The following is a 16817-nucleotide window of genomic DNA, read 5'->3' on the forward strand; positions in this document are numbered from 1 at the left end:
TGAGGATACAATGCCCATATGAGCGAGTTACCCTCCCAACCCCCTATTCTTGATGACCTTGGCGCATCACTTCAGCGCCTGTCTGAGAAGATTGCCCTCATTCAAGATGCTGTGCGCAATTTGACTCAGAATCATGAGCAACTTGAGGGTAAGATTGAAGATGCTCAAAAGCGAGTGAAACGCATTTTGAATCGCTTGCCCGAACAAAGCGATGGTCGCCAATTGAATTTACTTGGCGAAACAATTCCAACAAGCAACTCAGAGGACGACAGTGAGCCAACAACGCATTGAAGTAACTCTTGCTGGTCAAAAGATCACTTTAGCAACCAGCGCAGAACACGAGCCATTACTGCGTGCAGCCTGCGTTTTAGTTGACGAACAAATCCAGCTTGCCATTAGTGGTGGTAATCGCAGTATCGAGCGCGCTAGCATGATGGCTGCCCTCAAGATTGCTGGTGATCTCATTAAGCTACAAAATAATCAAACGCATCAAAGCCACTCTTCAAACTTAGGCTCTGAGGAAGTTGCTCGCCTTCAAGCGGAGATCCGCAGCCTTGAGGACCAAGTGGATGCTTTGATGCAAAGCCTTTCCCTGCCTGGTTCGCCAAGGCCAATAGTTCCTTGAACCGATGCGCAAGCATCAGGAACGATCTTTACCTTGTGGGCGTGCGCGTTTCGAGAGTTCACAGTGCCAACTTAGACTTGGTTACTCCCTGAACCTCTTAATGCACCCGAAGCAAAGTAGCCGTTCCACCTTGAACCTTTGGGTTCAGGATGACGGCCTAGCGGCTAAGGCGGGGAATCCATGTTTCTAAATGACATCTTGATGCTCATGCTATGCGGAAGCATTTCAGGATTCTTAGCGGGACTTCTTGGCATCGGCGGCGGCATGATCTTGGTGCCGTTCATGATTCTTGTTTTCAATCATCTAGGCTTTAGCCAAGAAGTGATTGTGCACATGGCTATTGCTACTGGTATGGCTACGATTCTATTTACCACCTCTTCTGCAATATGGGCCCACCACAAACACGGTTCAATTGACTGGAAGCTCGTTGCCTCACTGAGCCCGGGAATGATTTTTGGCGGACTCATCGGCGGCAGCGAATTATTTGAAGCCTTAAAAACATCTTGGCTCTCGCTATTTTTTGCCATCTTTATTGTTTACACCTCAATTCAGATGTTGCTCAACAAAAAACCTACGGCAGGAAGAAGTCTGCCTGGCGCTATTGGCCTTTTTTCTTTTGGCGCCTTTGCAGGCGCATTAGCAAGTTTGGTTGGTGCAGGAGGAGCATTTATTACCGTTCCTTTTATGCTTTGGTGTAACGTAAAGCCACACACGGCAATGGCTACATCCTCAGGATTGGGGCTACCCATTGCGTTGGCTGCAACCCTGGGCTACATGTATGGGAGCTGGGGCAATCCCAATCTTCCTACGGGCTCCATGGGCTTTGTGTATCTGCCCGCAGTAGCTTGCATTGTCATTGTGAGTATCTTTACTGCGCCCTTTGGTGCCAAGATGGCCAGAAAGCTTGACGTAGCCCAGCTAAAACGAGTTTTTGGTGTAGTGCTGTTTTTCCTTGCGGCCTTCATGTTTAATGAAAGCCGCAAGGCATTTGGTTTTTAAGAAACTATCAATTAAGCGCTGTACTGTTGACGCAGAATATTTTTCTGCACCTTACCCATAGCGTTACGGGGAAGATCAGAAACAATTTCCAAACGCTTTGGTATCTTAAAGTTCGCAATCTGAGTTTTGAGGGTTGCAATCATTTGTTCGGCATTTAACTTTGCTCCGACCTTAGGCACAACAATCGCCATTACTGCCTCGCCAAAATCTGGATGCGGAATACCTATCACGGCACTCTCCTCAACCCCATCCATATCGTCGATAAAGCCTTCGATTTCCTTTGGATAAACGTTGTAGCCACCAGAAATAATCAAATCCTTGCTACGACCAACAATGCATAAGTAATCATTTGGCGCTTTACCACCATTAGCTTCACCACCCCAGCGACCTACATCGCCAGTTTTAAACCAACCGTCATTGGTGAACTCTTCTGCAGTTTTTTCTGGCATACGCCAATAGCCTTTAAATATATTTGGGCCTTTAACTTGAATATTGCCGATTTCATTTACGCCGCATGGCTTATCACTCTCATTGACCACGCGTACTTTCACGCCAGGCAATGGCAATCCAACAGAACCGCCAACACGTGCGCCTTTGTATGGATTTGAGACCAACATGACAGTCTCACTCATACCGTAGCGCTCCAAAATAGGCTGCCCAATGACTTTCTTAAAGGTATTGAAAGTCTCCGTTAACAATGGTGCAGAACCCGAAATAAACAAGCGCATATTGCGCGTAACTTTTTTATTGAATCCTTTATCAGCTAATAAGCGCACATAGAAAGTTGGCACACCCATTAATACCGTTGACTTAGGCATATGATGAATTAATTGCGATACGTCTAGGCGTGACAACCAAATCATCTTGCTACCATTAATTAAGGCGCCATGAGCCGCCACAAACAGGCCGTGCACATGGAAAATGGGCAAGGCGTGCAACAGGACGTCACCTTTTACCCAACCCCAATACTTTTGCAATACCTGAGCATTGCTATACAAGTTCTTGTGAGTCAGCATTGCCCCCTTGCTGCGACCAGTAGTGCCAGATGTATACAAGATAGCTGCTAGGTCATCATCTTTTGTGGGGACCGTTTTAAAAACATCGCTCAACTTACCCGCTTGCTCAAGCAAAGTTCCAGTACGGTCATCATCCAAAGTCAGTACGTGCTTGGTACCCGCTTGTGAGGCAACTTTGGACACCCAAGAATAATTTTTGTTACTACACACCACTAACGCTGGCTCAGCATTTTCAATAAAGTATTGAATCTCGGCAGCTTGATATGCAGTATTGAGGGGCAAATAAACATAACCAGCACGGATTGTCGCTAAATATAAAAAGAGGGCTTCTGGCGACTTTTCAACTTGAACAGCAATACGAGATCCGGCTGGTAGCTTGAGGTTTTTTAATAAATTAGCCAGCTTAGCTGTTGCACGCTCCAAATCTCTCCAAGAGTAATACAAGCCATCATGGGTCTCAATGGCACAGGCTGATTTATTTTTTGGAAAGCCTTTTTCTAATACTGAATATAAATTCATTAAAACCTCGAATTAATTTTTTTAAAGTGGAGTATTAATCTAATTTTGCGCCAGATGCTTTCGCCACTGCAGCCCAACGTTTGATATCGCCTGCTACAAACTTACCGAAAGCATCGCCTGATAAATTGGGTGTATCTGAACCATTATTTGTCCAAATTGTTTTTAGATCAGGCGAATTAATTGCTTTTTGAACTTCAACCGTCATCTTGTCGATAATCGGCTGAGGTGTTCCTTTAGGAGCAAAGAGACCATACCAAGTGGAAACCTCGTAACCCACTAAACCCGCTTCGGCAGCGGTTGGAACAGTTGGGAATCCCGGTGCACGCTTTTGCGAAGCGACAGCTAAGGCCACAATCGAGCCATTCTTAATTTGTGCCGCTGAGGAACCTAAACCATCAAACTCGATATCCACCTGCCCCGCAATCAAGTCCTGCATGGCTGGGCCAGCACCACGATATGGAATATGCGTAATAAATGTTTTGGTCAGCATCTTAAATTGCTCGCCAGCCAGGTGGTGAGACGAGCCATTTCCAGCGCTGGCATAGTTGAATTTACCTGGGTTCTTTTTCAATAACTCAATAAATTCTTTTAAGTTTTTAACCTGTACGTTTTTCGGATTTACAACAATCACCTGTGGCGGGTTTGCAATCATCGCAACCGGAACGAAACTTTTCTCGATGTCGTAATCTAAATTTGGATACATTGCTGGAGCAATTGCATGGTGAGCCGCCCCAACAAAAAAACTATAACCATCAGGCGCAGCTTTTGCCGCAATGGATGCTCCTAAGGTGCCACCCGCACCTCCACGGTTATCAATCACAATCTGTTTGCCTAGTTGCTTCGTTAATTGTGTTGCTAATGGTCTTGCGAATGCATCCGTTCCGCCACCAGCAGGAAACGGCACAATAAAGGTTATCGGCTTATTAGGCCATTCTTGAGCGATTGAGACTAATGGGGACAGGCAAGCGATGAACAAAGCCTTTTTTACAATAGTCAAAAATTTTGAATGCTGAATCATTTTGTGCTCCTTTAACGCCTAATCGGCTGTTTTAGTTTTCTGGATCTTAACGCCCAGGATGTTGATATTCTAAAGCGAATGTCCATCAAATACAGGTTTAGTCTTTCGACCCCACAGTTTATGCACTAAACCTGCATTAAGCGCCCTACAGCGCGAGAATAATCAATTTCCCCGTGAGCAAATCTCTCATGGTTTTCTTCAACAGAAGATAGATCATATAAATAATTGACCATCAGCGAAGCGGATTGTCTTAGACCTTTTTTAGACAAATCACCTGCCCAGTTAATTTGATGCAACTTAGCGCCATTGCCCAAATGAAATTTAGCTACTGGATTGCCGTTTCTACCTGCGGAACCTAATGCCAAATAAATACTAGCAAGGCAAAGTAATGCAGATTTTTCTTTTTCGCTCGCAGCATCTGGATGCCATCCAGCACTGAGCCGCTCAGCCCAGGACCGGTTGGCAAGATCCAAGGTCTCTAAAGATTGCTCGCGGGCTAATCGAAGGGCAGGTTTTAGTTGAATGCCAGCTTTTTCATCGCTAATATCAGCTCCTGCAGCAACCCAATCAATAAATCCCGGGATAGGTGAGAGTGTTACGAAGGTTTTAATACCCGGAAACTCTGCATGCAATTGTTCAGCAACACGCTTAATCAAAAAATTGCCCATCGACACGCCACGCAATCCAGGCTCACAGTTACTGATTGAATAGAAGGCGGCAACTTTGTATTGTGATGTTTGGTGTACAGTCTCAGCCTTTTTATCAACTAGAGGTGCGATCACCGCAGGAATTTCGGGGAGTAGCGCCACCTCAACGAAAATCAGAGGCTCATTGGGAAGTTGTGGGTGAAAAAAAGCAAAGCAACGGCGATCAGGCTGCAGACGTCTACGCAAATCATCCCAACCATCAATAGCGTGAACGGCTTCATGCTGAATTAATTTCTCAAGCACCTCTGCCGGAGATTTCCAATCCACACGATGCATCTTAAGAAAGCCTGGATTAAACCAAGAAGACAATAGATGACGCAAATCAAAATCGACTGCAGTCAACTCAGGCTGTTTGTCTAATAGTTGCAATAAATCACGACGCATGGCAACTAATGCAGCAGTACCATTGGTTGCCCTATTTAAGCGACGAAACAATTCCTGTCTTGGCGGTTCTGCCACGCGTTGCAACTTAATATAGTTGCGCGCATTAGCCTCAGCTGAAAAATTTTGCGCTGCACTCATCACGGCCACAGGATCAGGATTTAACTTCTCAAACAAAAAAGTAAAAAACTTTAGATGCTGATCCTTAGTGATTTTACGATAGTTATTAAATACATCATCAGCCATACTTAAGGCATTAGACTCACCACGTTCAGAAATCAGGCGATTAACTGCGCCGGTGACTCGCGAGAAATATCGGGCTTTTGCTAACTTTTCAAGCATCTGATGGCTTTCTAGTGACTAACCAAGATCAAAAAATTTACTACTCTGATCTTAGATTATGAAGCCAAAGTTTTAGATCTGCATTGCATCAGATAGATGCCAAAAACTATCATTGGCACACAAAGCCACTGACCCATAGATAGACCGAGACCCAGAAGACCTAAAAATGCATCAGGCTCTCTAGCGTATTCCGCTAAAAAACGGCATAAGCCATAACCCAAGAGGAATAAACCGGAGATCTGACCCACCCTTCTAGGCTTGCTTGCGTAAATCCATAACACCACCCCAAGCAAAACACCCTCTCCAAATAATTGATAAATTTGCGAGGGATGGCGCGGAACAGAGTCCACCAAAGGAAATATCATCGCCCAAGGCAAATCCGTTGGTCTACCCCAAAGCTCCCCATTAATAAAGTTACCAAGACGCCCAAACGCTAATCCAAAGGGAACTAAAGGAGCAACCAAATCACTTACAACAAAAAATTGGGTGTTCTTTTTCTTGGCAAACCATAACAAAGCAATCAATACACCCAGAAGGCCGCCATGAAAAGACATGCCGCCCTCCCAGATCTTGAAAATGCTCAGTGGATGTGAGAGGTAAAAACTAGGCATATAGAACATGGTGTAACCAATGCGACCACCAAGCACCACGCCCAAAACTCCTGCAAACAATAAGTCTTCTAAATCTTTATAAGTCCAGCCTAAGGCTTGATAACGTGGTGTTTGAATACGCACACGGCCTAGCAATAAAAACTGCACAAATGCCATCAAATACATCAACCCATACCAGTGAATCGCAAATGATCCAATGCGTATTGCGGCAGGATCAAACTGTGGATGAATCAGCATGAAATATAGAAATTAGCTTTTAGACTGATCAAAGTTGTGCAGCTCATGACCAAGTTCACGATACGCTTTAAAGCGCTCGCGCCCTGCCAAACGCTCAGCCTCATTAATCGTAACCACTTCAACAATCCGAGGAAATCGCGCCACTAAAGCTGACACATCTCCAGGCATATGCATACCTAAGTGAATGATGACGTCAGCATGAGGTATGGAATCAAACGATGGTGATGCAAAACTATCGCTCAAAACAATCGGAGTGTCAGGAGCAGCCTCATCATGAATTGAACAGTGAGGCAAAAAGTCTACGTCACTAAACGACCAGAGTAACTCATCTAGTTTTTTTAAATCCGCTGCATCGCCAACAATCAATATGTTGCGAACAGGATGACCCTCTGGTGTAGCGCTCCAAATCTTGCGCGTCAGGCGACACGCATATTCAAGCTTATTGGCCACATTGCTGTGAAAATCAATTCTTGCCATAGCAAATAAATTTATTTTTGCTCAAGCAAGAAATTCACCAACAAAGGCACAGGTCGTCCGGTTGATCCCTTCGCTGCCCCACTCTTCCATGCGGTACCAGCAATATCCAAATGCGCCCATTTATATTTCTCTGTAAAGCGTGATAAAAAGCACGCCGCAGTGACACTGCCGGCGGGACGTCCGCCAATATTAGCAACATCCGCAAAGTTTGACTTCAACTGCTCATGATAGGCAGCGTCTAAAGGTAACCTCCAAACGGTATCCAAAGAGTCTTGGCCTGCCTTAGTGATGCCCTGCACTAATTCTTCATCGTCAGAGAATAAGCCGCTGTGTACATGCCCCAAGGCGATCACACATGCGCCAGTAAGGGTGGCAATATCAATTACTGCTTTGGGTTTGAAGCGCTCTACATAGGTCAACGCATCACACAATATTAATCGTCCTTCAGCATCGGTATTGAGAATTTCAATTGTCTGCCCTGACATGCTCTTCACAATATCTCCGGGCCGAGTTGCCTTGCCCGAAGGCATATTTTCACAAGTTGGTATAACGCCGATAACATTCTTTTTCAATTTCATTAGGCCAGTGGAGTACATCGTGCCGATCACTGAAGCTGCTCCGCACATGTCGTACTTCATCTCATCCATTGCTTCACCTGGTTTTAATGAAATCCCGCCAGTGTCAAATGTAATTCCTTTACCTACCAAAACGATTGGGGCTTCACCAGTCTTGCCGCCTTGATGACGCATCACAATAAATTGGGGCGGAGTTTCGGATCCCTGTGCAACCGACAAAAAAGATCCCATGCCAAGAGCCTGAATTTGTTTGAGACCAAGCACTTCTACCTTCAACCCCGCTTTTTTAGCCAAACCTAGCGCAGTTTTACCAAGGTAAGTTGGCGTACAAATATTAGGCGGAAGATTGCCCAAATCCTTGGCAAGATTCATACCCTCGACCATCGCGCTACCTTGGTCAACTGCAAGCTTTAAGTCTTTGGCGCACGCATCATTACCTGCAAATATCAGATGCTTGAAAGTATCGGGTTTATCTTTGGCCTTAAATTTCATAGCGGGCTGCCGCACACCAAAACGATAAGCTTGATCGCCTGCATATTGAATTGTCAGGCGTACTTCTTGCGCAATTGCATTTTTAGACTTTGAATGCTTAAAGCTTGGAGCAAACCAAATAGCATTCTCAATAGAGCTCCCGCTTAAGGCCTTTAATCCTGCGCGGGCAACCTTAGAGTAGGCATGCAGGCTAGTTTCAGAGGCCTGATGCAGATCACCCAAACAAATTAGCAGCACTCGCTTTGCTTTCACAGCATTTGTAGCCCATGATTTATCAGCTCTTAATGTGCAAATAGATGCTTGTGCGCTACCTAAATCACCCAAAACATGGGCATGACTTACAGCTCCACTCAAAAATTGATCTAACTCAGCCAAAAGACCCGATTTTGTTTTTGCGGCCTTTGCTCCAGCAATTCCATCCAAATCTGTTTTGGAGTAGGCCAAGACCAAACAATCCGTCGCCTGGGCCAACAGGGTTTTTAAGCCAGACTTGAGCGTTTTGAGATTGTGGAGGTCTGCTTGGGGGAAAATCTTGGTGCTAAATTGAATAGTCATGATTGATTGCGGTACTTTTAGGTCGATTCAGGGGCTAAAGATACAAATTTACGATGTTTATCCATTATCCTCCGACATGAGATTAACCTAATTTGTCTTTAGATACTCACAAGCAAAAAAACCCTCAGCACCTGAATTTAGCCCCAGATAAATAGACCACCCATGATCTTTAAAGATGCTCTGCGCCGCGAACTAAGCTTTACTACTGGCGGGGTCTTTTTGGTGCTGGTAACCATTATGGTGACCACCTTGGTGATCCGAATCTTGGGATACGCTGCAAATGGCACCGTCAATCCTGAGGATGCCATTGTCCTCATTGCATTAGCCACTTTAGGCTACCTGGCTGTTTTATTAACCGTCTCCCTATTTGTTGCCACCCTCATTGTTTTAGTGCGTTGGTATAAAGACTCAGAAATGATTGTCTGGTTTGCCAGTGGCTTGAGTATTAGCAATCTAATTAAGCCAATTTTGCAATTTGCAACGCCGCTCATTATTGTGATTGCCCTTCTCGCTCTTTTTGTATGGCCATGGGCTAATCGAGAAACCACCCTCATTAGTCAACGCTTTCAACAGCGGGATGACGTCTCCATGGTGAGCGCAGGACAATTTAAAGAATCTGCCCGAGCACAACGCGTGTTTTTCATTGAAGAACTCGATGTCGATAAAAGTGAAGTGAAGAATATTTTCGTTGCGGACAATAAAAATGGACGGCTCAGTATTGCCGTCGCATCTACCGGGTTTATCCAAAACTCTGAAGGCGGTGAAAAATCGATTGTCCTTCGTAATGGACGCCGTTATGAGGGATATCCAACTGAACCCGATTTTCGTATTTTGGAGTTCGATAATTACATCACGAAGATTCGCAGCAAGGAGGCACTTGCTCCTGCACCACGCGATAGAGAAAAAACCATTTCTGAATTATTTAACGATGGCAACCCCAATGCAATCAATGCGAATCGCGCAGAATTGCTATGGCGTATAGGTTTGCCACTAATGGCTTTAGGTTTGGTACTCATTGCCATTCCACTGGCTTATGTCAATCCACGCCTTGGCAACTACACCGCTATGTTTTATGCAGTTCTGATTTATTTGATTTACAGCAACCTACTCAATCTCACGCAAAATTTTGTTGCCCAAGGAAAGTTCAGTGTATTTGTTGGCATCTGGCCAATTCACCTACTTGCCTTACTGATTGCGACAGTATTAATTCGTAATCGTATAAACCCATCTGTGAAATGGTGGCGTCGTCAATTACCAGCCGGCTTAGGTAAAAAATGAAATTGCTCTTTCCATACATTTACGAACGCTATTTAGCTAAGCAAATTTATATTGCCTTTGGCTTTATTTTGTTTGCATTGGTAGCATTATTTCTATTTTTTGATATTTTGAGTGAACTGGGGTCTGTGCAAGGCGCCTATACCCTGCCACTAGCACTGCTGCACGTTTTATTGAAGGCTCCGGGTCGTATTTCTGAAATTATTCCGATCGCCTGTTTGATTGGCAGTATTTATGTATTTGCAATGATGGCTAGCCAATCAGAATTCACCATCCTGAGAATTGCTGGGTTAGATATCAAACGTGGCTTGATTGCGCTTACCAAGATTTCTATACCGCTGGTTGTGCTGACACTCGTTATGAGCGAATGGGCTGGCCCTTATGCTGATAACAAATCAGAACAAATTCGGATGAAAGCGCTGGGCGCCACTTATTCTTCACAATTTAAGACTGGTGTTTGGGTTAAAGATCGCCTGCGTGATGAAGATGGCAGCGGGCCTGTGCGCCCTGGAGTGCGTTACGTAAACGTAGGCAATGTTGATAAAGACAATGAAATTCGAAATATTCAAATGTATGAATTCAACGATGCGTATAACCTTCTATCGATTCGCAGCGCACCCTCAGGCCACTTCGATGAGAGCGGCACCTGGGTCCTGAATGACGTTACTGAAACTCGGTTCAAAGAAATCAAGCAATCCGACCCACTCAATCCTGTATTCAGCGCACATACATTGAATCATCCAATCTTGACGCTAGAGTCCGAGGTCACGCCGCAAATCTTGAATGTCCTTTTAATTAGCCCTGAAAAAATGTCGATTGTGAGTTTGGGTCGATTCATTTCGCACCTTCAGGAAAACAAGCAAGATGCAAAACGCCACGCAATTGCATTCTGGAAAAAAGTAATCTACCCGCTTACGATTTTCGTCATGCTTGCACTTGCCCTTCCCTTTGCCTACCTAAAAGTACGCGCAGGTAGTGTGGGCATCAAAGTGTTTGGCGGCATCATGCTGGGTATGAGCTTTCAACTGTTTAATTCGCTGTTCTCTAATGTAGGGCTGCTGAGTGCATGGCCGGCATTTTTGACTGCTTTAATTCCCCCGATGTTCTATTTCTTCTTAGCCCTCGTAGCGCTGAGATGGGTCTCTAAAGCCTAATATCTAAAATTCATATAGAATTTGCTTCCTATATCTTTGTGGATATATAGATTGGAGCTGTCCATATGAATTTGCATCAATTCCGCTTTGTCCGTGAAGCCGTTCGTCAGAACTTTAATTTGACCGCTGCGGCTAAAGCCCTCTTCACTTCACAGCCTGGCGTCTCAAAAGCGATTATTGAACTTGAGGATGAGCTGGGCGTAGAAATTTTCCGCAGGCATGGCAAACGCATTCGCTCACTTACCGAACCAGGCAAACGCATTCTGGTTTCCATCGAACGCATTCTGGACGAAGTGGAGACGCTAAAACGCGTAGGTAAAGATTTTGCGAGCCAAGATCAAGGTAACTTCGTTATTGCGACTACGCACACGCAAGCTCGCTACGCACTACCAAAAGTCCTAACGGAGTTTACTAAGCGCTTTCCCAAGGTACGCGTCAGCATTCAACAGGGTAGCCCTGGTCAAATTGCTGAGCTACTCATTCATGATCGTGCAGATATCGCTATTGCAACTGAGGGCATTGCGAATACACCTGGGGTTTTAGCTTTGCCAGGATACCAATGGCAGCATGTGGTCATGGTGCCACTTAGTCATCCCCTGTTAAATCAAGCGACTGTTACTCTAGAAGAAATCGCAAAGTATCCAATCATTACTTATGACAAGGCATTTGCTGGACGCAGCAAAATTGACGCGGCTTTTGCGCAACGCGGCATTGCACCCGACATTATTTTGGAAGCGATTGATGCTGACGTTATCAAAACTTATGTTGAAGCTGGCATGGGGATTGGCATTGTTGCAGGACATGCATATGACTCAGATAGAGACCGCAATCTCAAAGTAATCACTGTGGGTCATTTATTTGGAAATAATGTTTCGCATATTGGCGTAAAGCAAGGCGCCTATTTACGCTCATTTGTATACACCTTTATCGAACTCTTCTCTCCAACGCTCACCAAAAAAATCGTTGAGCAAGCCATGAACGAGAAAGCGGAGACGTACGAAATCTAGAGGAGTTGAACTAGGTTCAATAGTTGGTGCCTCGGGGCGGACTCGAACCGCCACGCCTTGCGGCACCGGATTTTGAGTCCGGCACGTCTACCAATTCCATCACCGAGGCAGGTGTTTGCAGTGGAAATTCTGCTTTATTAGCCAAATTGCTAGTGCTAAGACATGAGAGTGTAACAAAAATTGTCTCTCTGCCCCCTATCTCATATTCAGAAGACCTTAAAATAGTCTCTTATAGCCAAATAATGTAAAGGACTCACCCGTATGGCCGGCCATTCGAAATGGGCCAATATTCAGCACCGCAAAGGACGTCAAGACGAAAAACGCGGCAAGATTTGGACCAAGCTCATCAAGGAAATTACCGTAGCTGCCAAGCTGGGTGGTGGCGATATTTCCGCCAACCCACGTTTACGTCTAGCCATTGATAAGGCAAAAGATGCGAACATGCCTAATGACAATGTGCAAAGAGCGATTGCTCGCGGCACTGGCTCATTGGAAGGCGTCAATTACGAAGAAATTCGCTATGAGGGTTACGGCATTAACGGAGCAGCAGTAATCGTTGATTGCTTAACTGATAACCGCACTCGCACCGTCGCAGAAGTCCGTCATGCCTTTAATAAGAATGGGGGCAACATGGGCACCGAAGGTTCGGTTGCTTTCTTATTTAAACATTGCGGTCAAATGTTATTCGCCCCTGGGGCTAATGAAGACCAACTGATGGAAGTGGCGTTGGATGCTGGCGCTGATGATGTGATTGCCCATGAGGATGGATCTTTTGAGGTGCTTACACCTGTGCCAGATTTTCCGAAAGTACAAGATGCAATTGTCAAGGCAGGATTAAAGGCTGAGCTAGCTACGGTTGCCATGCGCCCCGAAACAGAGATCGCGCTCGAAGGAGAGCAAGCAGAAAGCATGCAAAAGTTACTAGATGCTCTTGAAAACCTAGATGACGTACAAGAAGTGTTTACGAACGCCGCTCTATAACTCTATTTATTCTTTTTAATTTGCCATTATGAAAATTCTTCTCGTTGGATCTGGTGGACGTGAACACGCATTAGCCTGGAAGCTAGCCCAATCACCGCAAGTACAAACTGTTTACGTGGCACCAGGCAATGGTGGCACTGCCACTGCAAAGCAAAGCGCAGCTGGCATTGAAAATCTTCCAATTACAGATCTTCAAGAATTGGCTGACTTTGCTAAACGTGAAAGCATTCATCTCACTGTAGTTGGTCCTGAGGCGCCTTTAGCAGCGGGCATCGTAGATGTATTCCGCAATAATGGTTTACGCATTTTTGGCCCAACGCAATTAGCTGCCCAACTGGAATCTTCTAAGGACTTTTCTAAAGCCTTCATGAAACGTCACGGCATTCCAACCGCCGATTACCAAACATTCTCTAACGCATTAGAGGCGCATGCTTATATCGATGCTAAAGGTGCACCGATCGTGATTAAGGCTGATGGTCTTGCAGCAGGCAAAGGCGTAGTTGTTGCAATGAGCCTTGAAGAGGCGCATGCCGCAGTCGACATGATGTTGGCAGATAACAAATTGGGTAATGCAGGCGCACGGGTCGTGATTGAAGAATTCTTAACGGGCGAAGAAGCCAGCTTCATTGTTCTAGTCGATGGAAAAAATGTTCTAGCGCTAGCTACTAGTCAAGATCACAAACGTTTATTGGATGCTGACCAAGGCCCCAATACTGGCGGTATGGGTGCCTACTCTCCTGCCCCCGTCGTCACCCCCGAAATTCATGCGCGAGCTTTGCGCGAAGTCATCATGCCAACTGTGAAAGGCATGGAGGCTGATGGTCTACCGTACACAGGGTTTCTGTATGCGGGACTGATGATCACGCCTGATGGAAACATTAAGACTCTCGAGTTCAATTGCCGCATGGGCGATCCAGAAACACAACCGATTATGACTCGCCTGCGTAGTGATCTAGTAGATGCTCTTGATCATGCTGTAGATGGCAAGTTAAATGAAGTGGAGCTCGAATGGGATCGTCGTACTGCGCTCGGCGTTGTGCTTGCTGCCCATAACTATCCAGACACCCCGCGAAGTGGTGATGTCATCACTGGTATACCGACTGATACAGACGATCAAATTACCTTTCATGCGGGTACTAAATTACAAGATGGCAAAGTCATCACCTCTGGTGGACGAGTTCTCTGCGTTGTTGGTCTAGCAGATACCGTGAAAGGCGCGCAACAGAAAGCTTATGAAGCCATTAGCAAAATCCAGTTTGACGGCATGCAATTTCGCAAAGATATTGGCTACCGCGCAATTAAATAAGAACCTTAAATAAAGATACGATCTTTGCCAGCAGAACAAAACCAAATTGATATCGCCGCCTTAAAGAATTATTTCTTAGGCCTGCAAGAGCGCATTACTAGCGCTATGAGTGCGTTAGATGGGAAAGCATTCATCTCGGATGAATGGCACAAGCCTGAAGATAGCAAGCTCAAAGGATATGGTCGCACCTGTATTTTGGATGGCGGCAATATTCTAGAAAAAGGCGGGGTTGGTTTCTCCCATGTACGCGGCGATCAAATGCCTCCCTCAGCATCACATCATCGACCTGAGGTAGCAGGTCGTAGTTTTGAGGCGATGGGAGTCTCTTTAGTTTTTCATCCGAACAATCCCAAGGTGCCCACTACGCATATGAATGTGCGTTGCTTTATTGCTCAAGCACCTGAAAAAGAACCGGTATGGTGGTTTGGTGGTGGCTTTGACTTAACACCCTACTATGGTGTTGATGAAGATTGCAGACACTTTCACCAAACTGCGAAGGATGCGCTCGATCCTTTTGGCGCAGAGCTATACCCCCGCTTTAAGAAATGGTGCGATGAGTACTTTTACTTAAAGCACCGTGAAGAGCCTCGCGGTATAGGTGGCGTATTTTTTGACGACTTTAATGAATTAGACTTTGAGAAAAGCTTTGCTATGACTCGTGCTGTTGGTGATGCCTTCATTAACGCTTATCTGCCGATTGTTGAGAGGCGTTACAAAGATCCCTTCACTGCCGAAGAAAAATCATTTCAAGAATATCGTCGCGGTCGGTATGTGGAATACAACCTCATCTTTGATCGAGGCACGATCTTTGGCTTGCATTCTGGTGGACGCACTGAGTCAATCCTCATGTCGATGCCTCCAGTAGTCCAATGGCGTTACAACTGGCATCCAGAGCCAGGCACACCCGAAGCTAAGCTCTATGACCACTACCTCAAACCGCGTAATTGGTTAGCTTGAGTACTACAGAATCCAGCTCTCGCAAACGCATTGGTATATTGGGTGGCACCTTTGATCCACCCCATGTAGGTCATTTAAAGCTCGCCAGTCACTTTGCAAAACTGCTGCATCTTGATACTCTGTTATTTGTTCCGAGCGGTGAACCTTGGCAAAAAGGAAGTGGCATAACCCCTGCTGAAACTCGCTATCAATTAACTGAAGCGGCTGGCATCGATTTAGCGAGAGCATTTCTCTATCTCAAGATTCCGACTCAGATTGGAATTGATCGCCTTGAAATCGATCGTGCAGGACCAAGCTACGCAATTGATACTGTTAAGGCATTACGAGAGCGATTTGGCGATGAAGCCAGCCTTATTTGGTTAATGGGTGCAGATTCACTGAATGCACTCCCAAGCTGGAACTCCTGGAAAGAGTTGCTCAATTACGTGAATTTTGCTGTGGCAAGTAGACCCCATCATGATCTTGAGGCAAATAGAAGTACTGAAGTAAAAGACTTGCTCCTCAAGCATCAAACTATGGATGCAAGCTCTCTTGAAAACCAAGCATTCGGCCTTATCTATGTAGATAAGACACTTGCAGTCGATCTTTCTTCAACAAACCTGAGAAAACAGCTAAAAACGGCGCGCAACTCGATTGAGACCGAAGCCATTCCTTCTCATTCCCTCAGCCTCATTCACAATCTGGGCTTGTATCAATAATCAGGCTTAGACCACACACAACAGTAGAATAGTTAACGATATGGACTTGAAAAAATTACAACGCGTCATCATTGATGCCTTAGAAGATGTAAAGGCGCAAGATATTCGCGTATACGACACTACCAAATTAAGCGAACTGTTTGATCGCGTCATTATTGCAACCGGCTCAAGCAATCGCCAAACAAGATCTTTAGCAATGTCCGTCAAAGAAGAGGTAAATGCCAAAGGCGGTGAGGTTATCTCAATTGAAGGATTAGAAACTGGTGAATGGGTGTTGGTGGATTGTGGCGATATCGTCGTGCATATTTTGCAACCGATGTTGCGCTCCTACTATCAGCTCGAAGGTATGTGGGGTGCCAAGCCCGTGCGCGTTAAATTAGCTGGCGACAAAGGTCTTGTTAAAGCAAGCGAGCCTGACGAAGAGTAATTTACGTCCTGCCAATGCGTTTAACCATTGTTTCCGTTGGCCACAAAATGCCAGATTGGGTTGCCACTGCAACCCAAGATTACATCAAGCGCATGCCCACTGATTGCAGCATTGACATCAAAGAAATCAAACCGGATCTGACCCCCGTAAAAGAGGCGGTAAAAATTCTGGCGGCGATACCAAAGGGTTCACGCGTCATTGCTTTAGATGAGCGCGGCAAAGATCAAACTACACAAAACCTAGCTACCGAATTAGCCAATTGGCGCCAAGAGGGCTTTGACATCACTTTCTTGATTGGTGGTGCTGATGGACTTGATGCTGAACTCAAAAAGAATACGCAAGCTATGTGGAGACTCTCTAGCCTCACAATGCCACATGCAATGGCGAGAGTCTTACTCGTAGAGCAGCTCTACCGAGCATGGACCATTCTGCAGGGCCACCCCTATCATCGCGAGTAA

General features: G+C 45.4%; 16 protein-coding genes, 1 tRNA gene, 1 other RNA gene and 2 pseudogenes. 13 read left to right on the top strand and 7 right to left on the bottom strand.

The genetic code is table 11. The annotated features are described in order from the left end of the window. The first annotated feature begins 18 nt into the window (after positions 1-18). The 4 genes and pseudogenes from NHB34_RS06250 to NHB34_RS06265 all read left to right on the top strand — a co-directional run bounded on the left by NHB34_RS06250 (position 19) and on the right by NHB34_RS06265 (position 1624). Positions 19-291, top strand: coding sequence for a hypothetical protein (locus NHB34_RS06250; protein WP_353426788.1), 273 nt, complete (start codon positions 19-21; stop codon positions 289-291). Further along, positions 272-487: pseudogene (locus NHB34_RS06255) on the top strand (cell division protein ZapA); the annotation flags it as partial. The gene NHB34_RS06250 and the pseudogene NHB34_RS06255, both read left to right, overlap by 20 nt. Before the next feature lie 99 nt (positions 488-586). Then, positions 587-805, top strand: a non-coding RNA gene (gene ssrS, locus NHB34_RS06260) — 6S RNA. Beyond that, the gene (locus tag NHB34_RS06265; RefSeq protein WP_353426789.1) at positions 806-1624 is read left to right on the top strand and encodes a sulfite exporter TauE/SafE family protein; all 819 of its coding nucleotides are present in this window, start codon (positions 806-808) and stop codon (positions 1622-1624) included. Positions 1625-1635: 11 nt separating this feature from the next. On the opposite strand, the gene NHB34_RS06270 is transcribed toward NHB34_RS06265, so the two are convergent. The 6 genes from NHB34_RS06270 to NHB34_RS06295 all read right to left on the bottom strand — a co-directional run bounded on the left by NHB34_RS06270 (position 1636) and on the right by NHB34_RS06295 (position 8554). Continuing rightward, positions 1636-3159: a malonyl-CoA synthase gene (locus NHB34_RS06270; protein ID WP_353426790.1), complete on the bottom strand. Its 1524-nt coding sequence runs from the start codon at positions 3157-3159 to the stop codon at positions 1636-1638. Between the two features lie 34 nt (positions 3160-3193). Continuing rightward, the gene (locus NHB34_RS06275) at positions 3194-4177 is read right to left on the bottom strand and encodes a tripartite tricarboxylate transporter substrate binding protein (RefSeq protein ID WP_353426791.1); all 984 of its coding nucleotides are present in this window, start codon (positions 4175-4177) and stop codon (positions 3194-3196) included. Between the two features lie 125 nt (positions 4178-4302). After that, positions 4303-5607, bottom strand: coding sequence for a malonyl-CoA decarboxylase (locus tag NHB34_RS06280; protein WP_353426793.1), 1305 nt, complete (start codon positions 5605-5607; stop codon positions 4303-4305). A gap of 56 nt (positions 5608-5663) precedes the next feature. Next, on the bottom strand, positions 5664-6455 hold the full coding sequence (gene lgt / locus NHB34_RS06285) for a prolipoprotein diacylglyceryl transferase (RefSeq protein WP_353426794.1): 792 nt from the start codon (positions 6453-6455) through the stop codon (positions 5664-5666). Positions 6456-6467: 12 nt separating this feature from the next. Beyond that, positions 6468-6932, bottom strand: a complete 465-nt coding sequence (locus tag NHB34_RS06290) for a DNA polymerase III subunit chi (RefSeq protein WP_353426795.1) — start codon at positions 6930-6932, stop codon at positions 6468-6470. An 11-nt stretch (positions 6933-6943) separates the two neighbouring features. After that, positions 6944-8554, bottom strand: a complete 1611-nt coding sequence (locus NHB34_RS06295; protein WP_353426796.1) for a leucyl aminopeptidase — start codon at positions 8552-8554, stop codon at positions 6944-6946. A 162-nt stretch (positions 8555-8716) separates the two neighbouring features. Between NHB34_RS06295 and lptF the strand changes: the two genes are divergently transcribed. The 3 genes from lptF (at position 8717) to NHB34_RS06310 (ending at position 11990) form a co-directional block, all read left to right on the top strand. Beyond that, positions 8717-9832 carry an LPS export ABC transporter permease LptF gene (lptF, locus tag NHB34_RS06300; protein WP_353426797.1) on the top strand — a complete coding sequence of 372 codons (1116 nt, stop codon included), beginning with the start codon at positions 8717-8719 and terminating at the stop codon, positions 9830-9832. Continuing rightward, the gene (gene lptG / locus NHB34_RS06305; RefSeq protein WP_353426798.1) at positions 9829-10983 is read left to right on the top strand and encodes an LPS export ABC transporter permease LptG; all 1155 of its coding nucleotides are present in this window, start codon (positions 9829-9831) and stop codon (positions 10981-10983) included. Before lptF ends, lptG begins: the two co-directional genes overlap by 4 nt. A 65-nt stretch (positions 10984-11048) precedes the next feature. Next, positions 11049-11990, top strand: a complete 942-nt coding sequence (locus NHB34_RS06310) for a CysB family HTH-type transcriptional regulator (protein ID WP_353426799.1) — start codon at positions 11049-11051, stop codon at positions 11988-11990. A 24-nt stretch (positions 11991-12014) separates the two neighbouring features. On the opposite strand, the gene NHB34_RS06315 is transcribed toward NHB34_RS06310, so the two are convergent. After that, a tRNA-Leu gene (locus NHB34_RS06315) sits at positions 12015-12099 on the bottom strand. A gap of 152 nt (positions 12100-12251) precedes the next feature. Here NHB34_RS06315 and NHB34_RS06320 point away from each other — a divergent pair. From NHB34_RS06320 to rlmH, 6 genes and pseudogenes are all read left to right on the top strand, one after another. After that, on the top strand, positions 12252-12971 hold the full coding sequence (locus NHB34_RS06320) for a YebC/PmpR family DNA-binding transcriptional regulator (RefSeq protein ID WP_353426800.1): 720 nt from the start codon (positions 12252-12254) through the stop codon (positions 12969-12971). A gap of 28 nt (positions 12972-12999) precedes the next feature. Further along, the gene (gene purD / locus NHB34_RS06325) at positions 13000-14277 is read left to right on the top strand and encodes a phosphoribosylamine--glycine ligase (protein WP_353426801.1); all 1278 of its coding nucleotides are present in this window, start codon (positions 13000-13002) and stop codon (positions 14275-14277) included. Positions 14278-14322: 45 nt separating this feature from the next. Next, positions 14323-15234, top strand: coding sequence for an oxygen-dependent coproporphyrinogen oxidase (hemF, locus tag NHB34_RS06330; protein WP_353428560.1), 912 nt, complete (start codon positions 14323-14325; stop codon positions 15232-15234). Further along, a complete protein-coding gene (gene nadD / locus NHB34_RS06335) occupies positions 15231-15932 on the top strand; it encodes a nicotinate (nicotinamide) nucleotide adenylyltransferase (RefSeq protein ID WP_353426802.1) in 702 nt (233 codons plus the stop codon). The genes hemF and nadD overlap by 4 nt, the downstream gene beginning before the upstream one ends. Before the next feature lie 40 nt (positions 15933-15972). Further along, a pseudogene (rsfS, locus tag NHB34_RS06340) lies at positions 15973-16356 on the top strand (ribosome silencing factor); the annotation flags it as partial. Between the two features lie 17 nt (positions 16357-16373). Further along, positions 16374-16817: a 23S rRNA (pseudouridine(1915)-N(3))-methyltransferase RlmH gene (gene rlmH, locus NHB34_RS06345; RefSeq protein WP_353426803.1), complete on the top strand. Its 444-nt coding sequence runs from the start codon at positions 16374-16376 to the stop codon at positions 16815-16817.

This window comes from Polynucleobacter sp. MWH-UH19D (assembly GCF_040409795.1).
Classification (GTDB): domain Bacteria; phylum Pseudomonadota; class Gammaproteobacteria; order Burkholderiales; family Burkholderiaceae; genus Polynucleobacter.

Excerpts from the sequence above, each read along its gene's own strand:
- NHB34_RS06250 (WP_353426788.1), top strand. The coding sequence starts at position 19 with ATGAGCGAGTTACCCTCCCAACCCCCTATTCTTGATGACCTTGGCGCA.
- NHB34_RS06265 (WP_353426789.1), top strand. The coding sequence starts at position 806 with ATGTTTCTAAATGACATCTTGATGCTCATGCTATGCGGAAGCATTTCA.
- NHB34_RS06270 (WP_353426790.1), bottom strand. The coding sequence starts at position 3,159 with ATGAATTTATATTCAGTATTAGAAAAAGGCTTTCCAAAAAATAAATCA.
- NHB34_RS06275 (WP_353426791.1), bottom strand. The coding sequence starts at position 4,177 with ATGATTCAGCATTCAAAATTTTTGACTATTGTAAAAAAGGCTTTGTTC.
- NHB34_RS06280 (WP_353426793.1), bottom strand. The coding sequence starts at position 5,607 with ATGCTTGAAAAGTTAGCAAAAGCCCGATATTTCTCGCGAGTCACCGGC.
- lgt (WP_353426794.1), bottom strand. The coding sequence starts at position 6,455 with ATGCTGATTCATCCACAGTTTGATCCTGCCGCAATACGCATTGGATCA.
- NHB34_RS06290 (WP_353426795.1), bottom strand. The coding sequence starts at position 6,932 with ATGGCAAGAATTGATTTTCACAGCAATGTGGCCAATAAGCTTGAATAT.
- NHB34_RS06295 (WP_353426796.1), bottom strand. The coding sequence starts at position 8,554 with ATGACTATTCAATTTAGCACCAAGATTTTCCCCCAAGCAGACCTCCAC.
- lptF (WP_353426797.1), top strand. The coding sequence starts at position 8,717 with ATGATCTTTAAAGATGCTCTGCGCCGCGAACTAAGCTTTACTACTGGC.
- lptG (WP_353426798.1), top strand. The coding sequence starts at position 9,829 with ATGAAATTGCTCTTTCCATACATTTACGAACGCTATTTAGCTAAGCAA.
- NHB34_RS06310 (WP_353426799.1), top strand. The coding sequence starts at position 11,049 with ATGAATTTGCATCAATTCCGCTTTGTCCGTGAAGCCGTTCGTCAGAAC.
- NHB34_RS06320 (WP_353426800.1), top strand. The coding sequence starts at position 12,252 with ATGGCCGGCCATTCGAAATGGGCCAATATTCAGCACCGCAAAGGACGT.
- purD (WP_353426801.1), top strand. The coding sequence starts at position 13,000 with ATGAAAATTCTTCTCGTTGGATCTGGTGGACGTGAACACGCATTAGCC.
- rlmH (WP_353426803.1), top strand. The coding sequence starts at position 16,374 with ATGCGTTTAACCATTGTTTCCGTTGGCCACAAAATGCCAGATTGGGTT.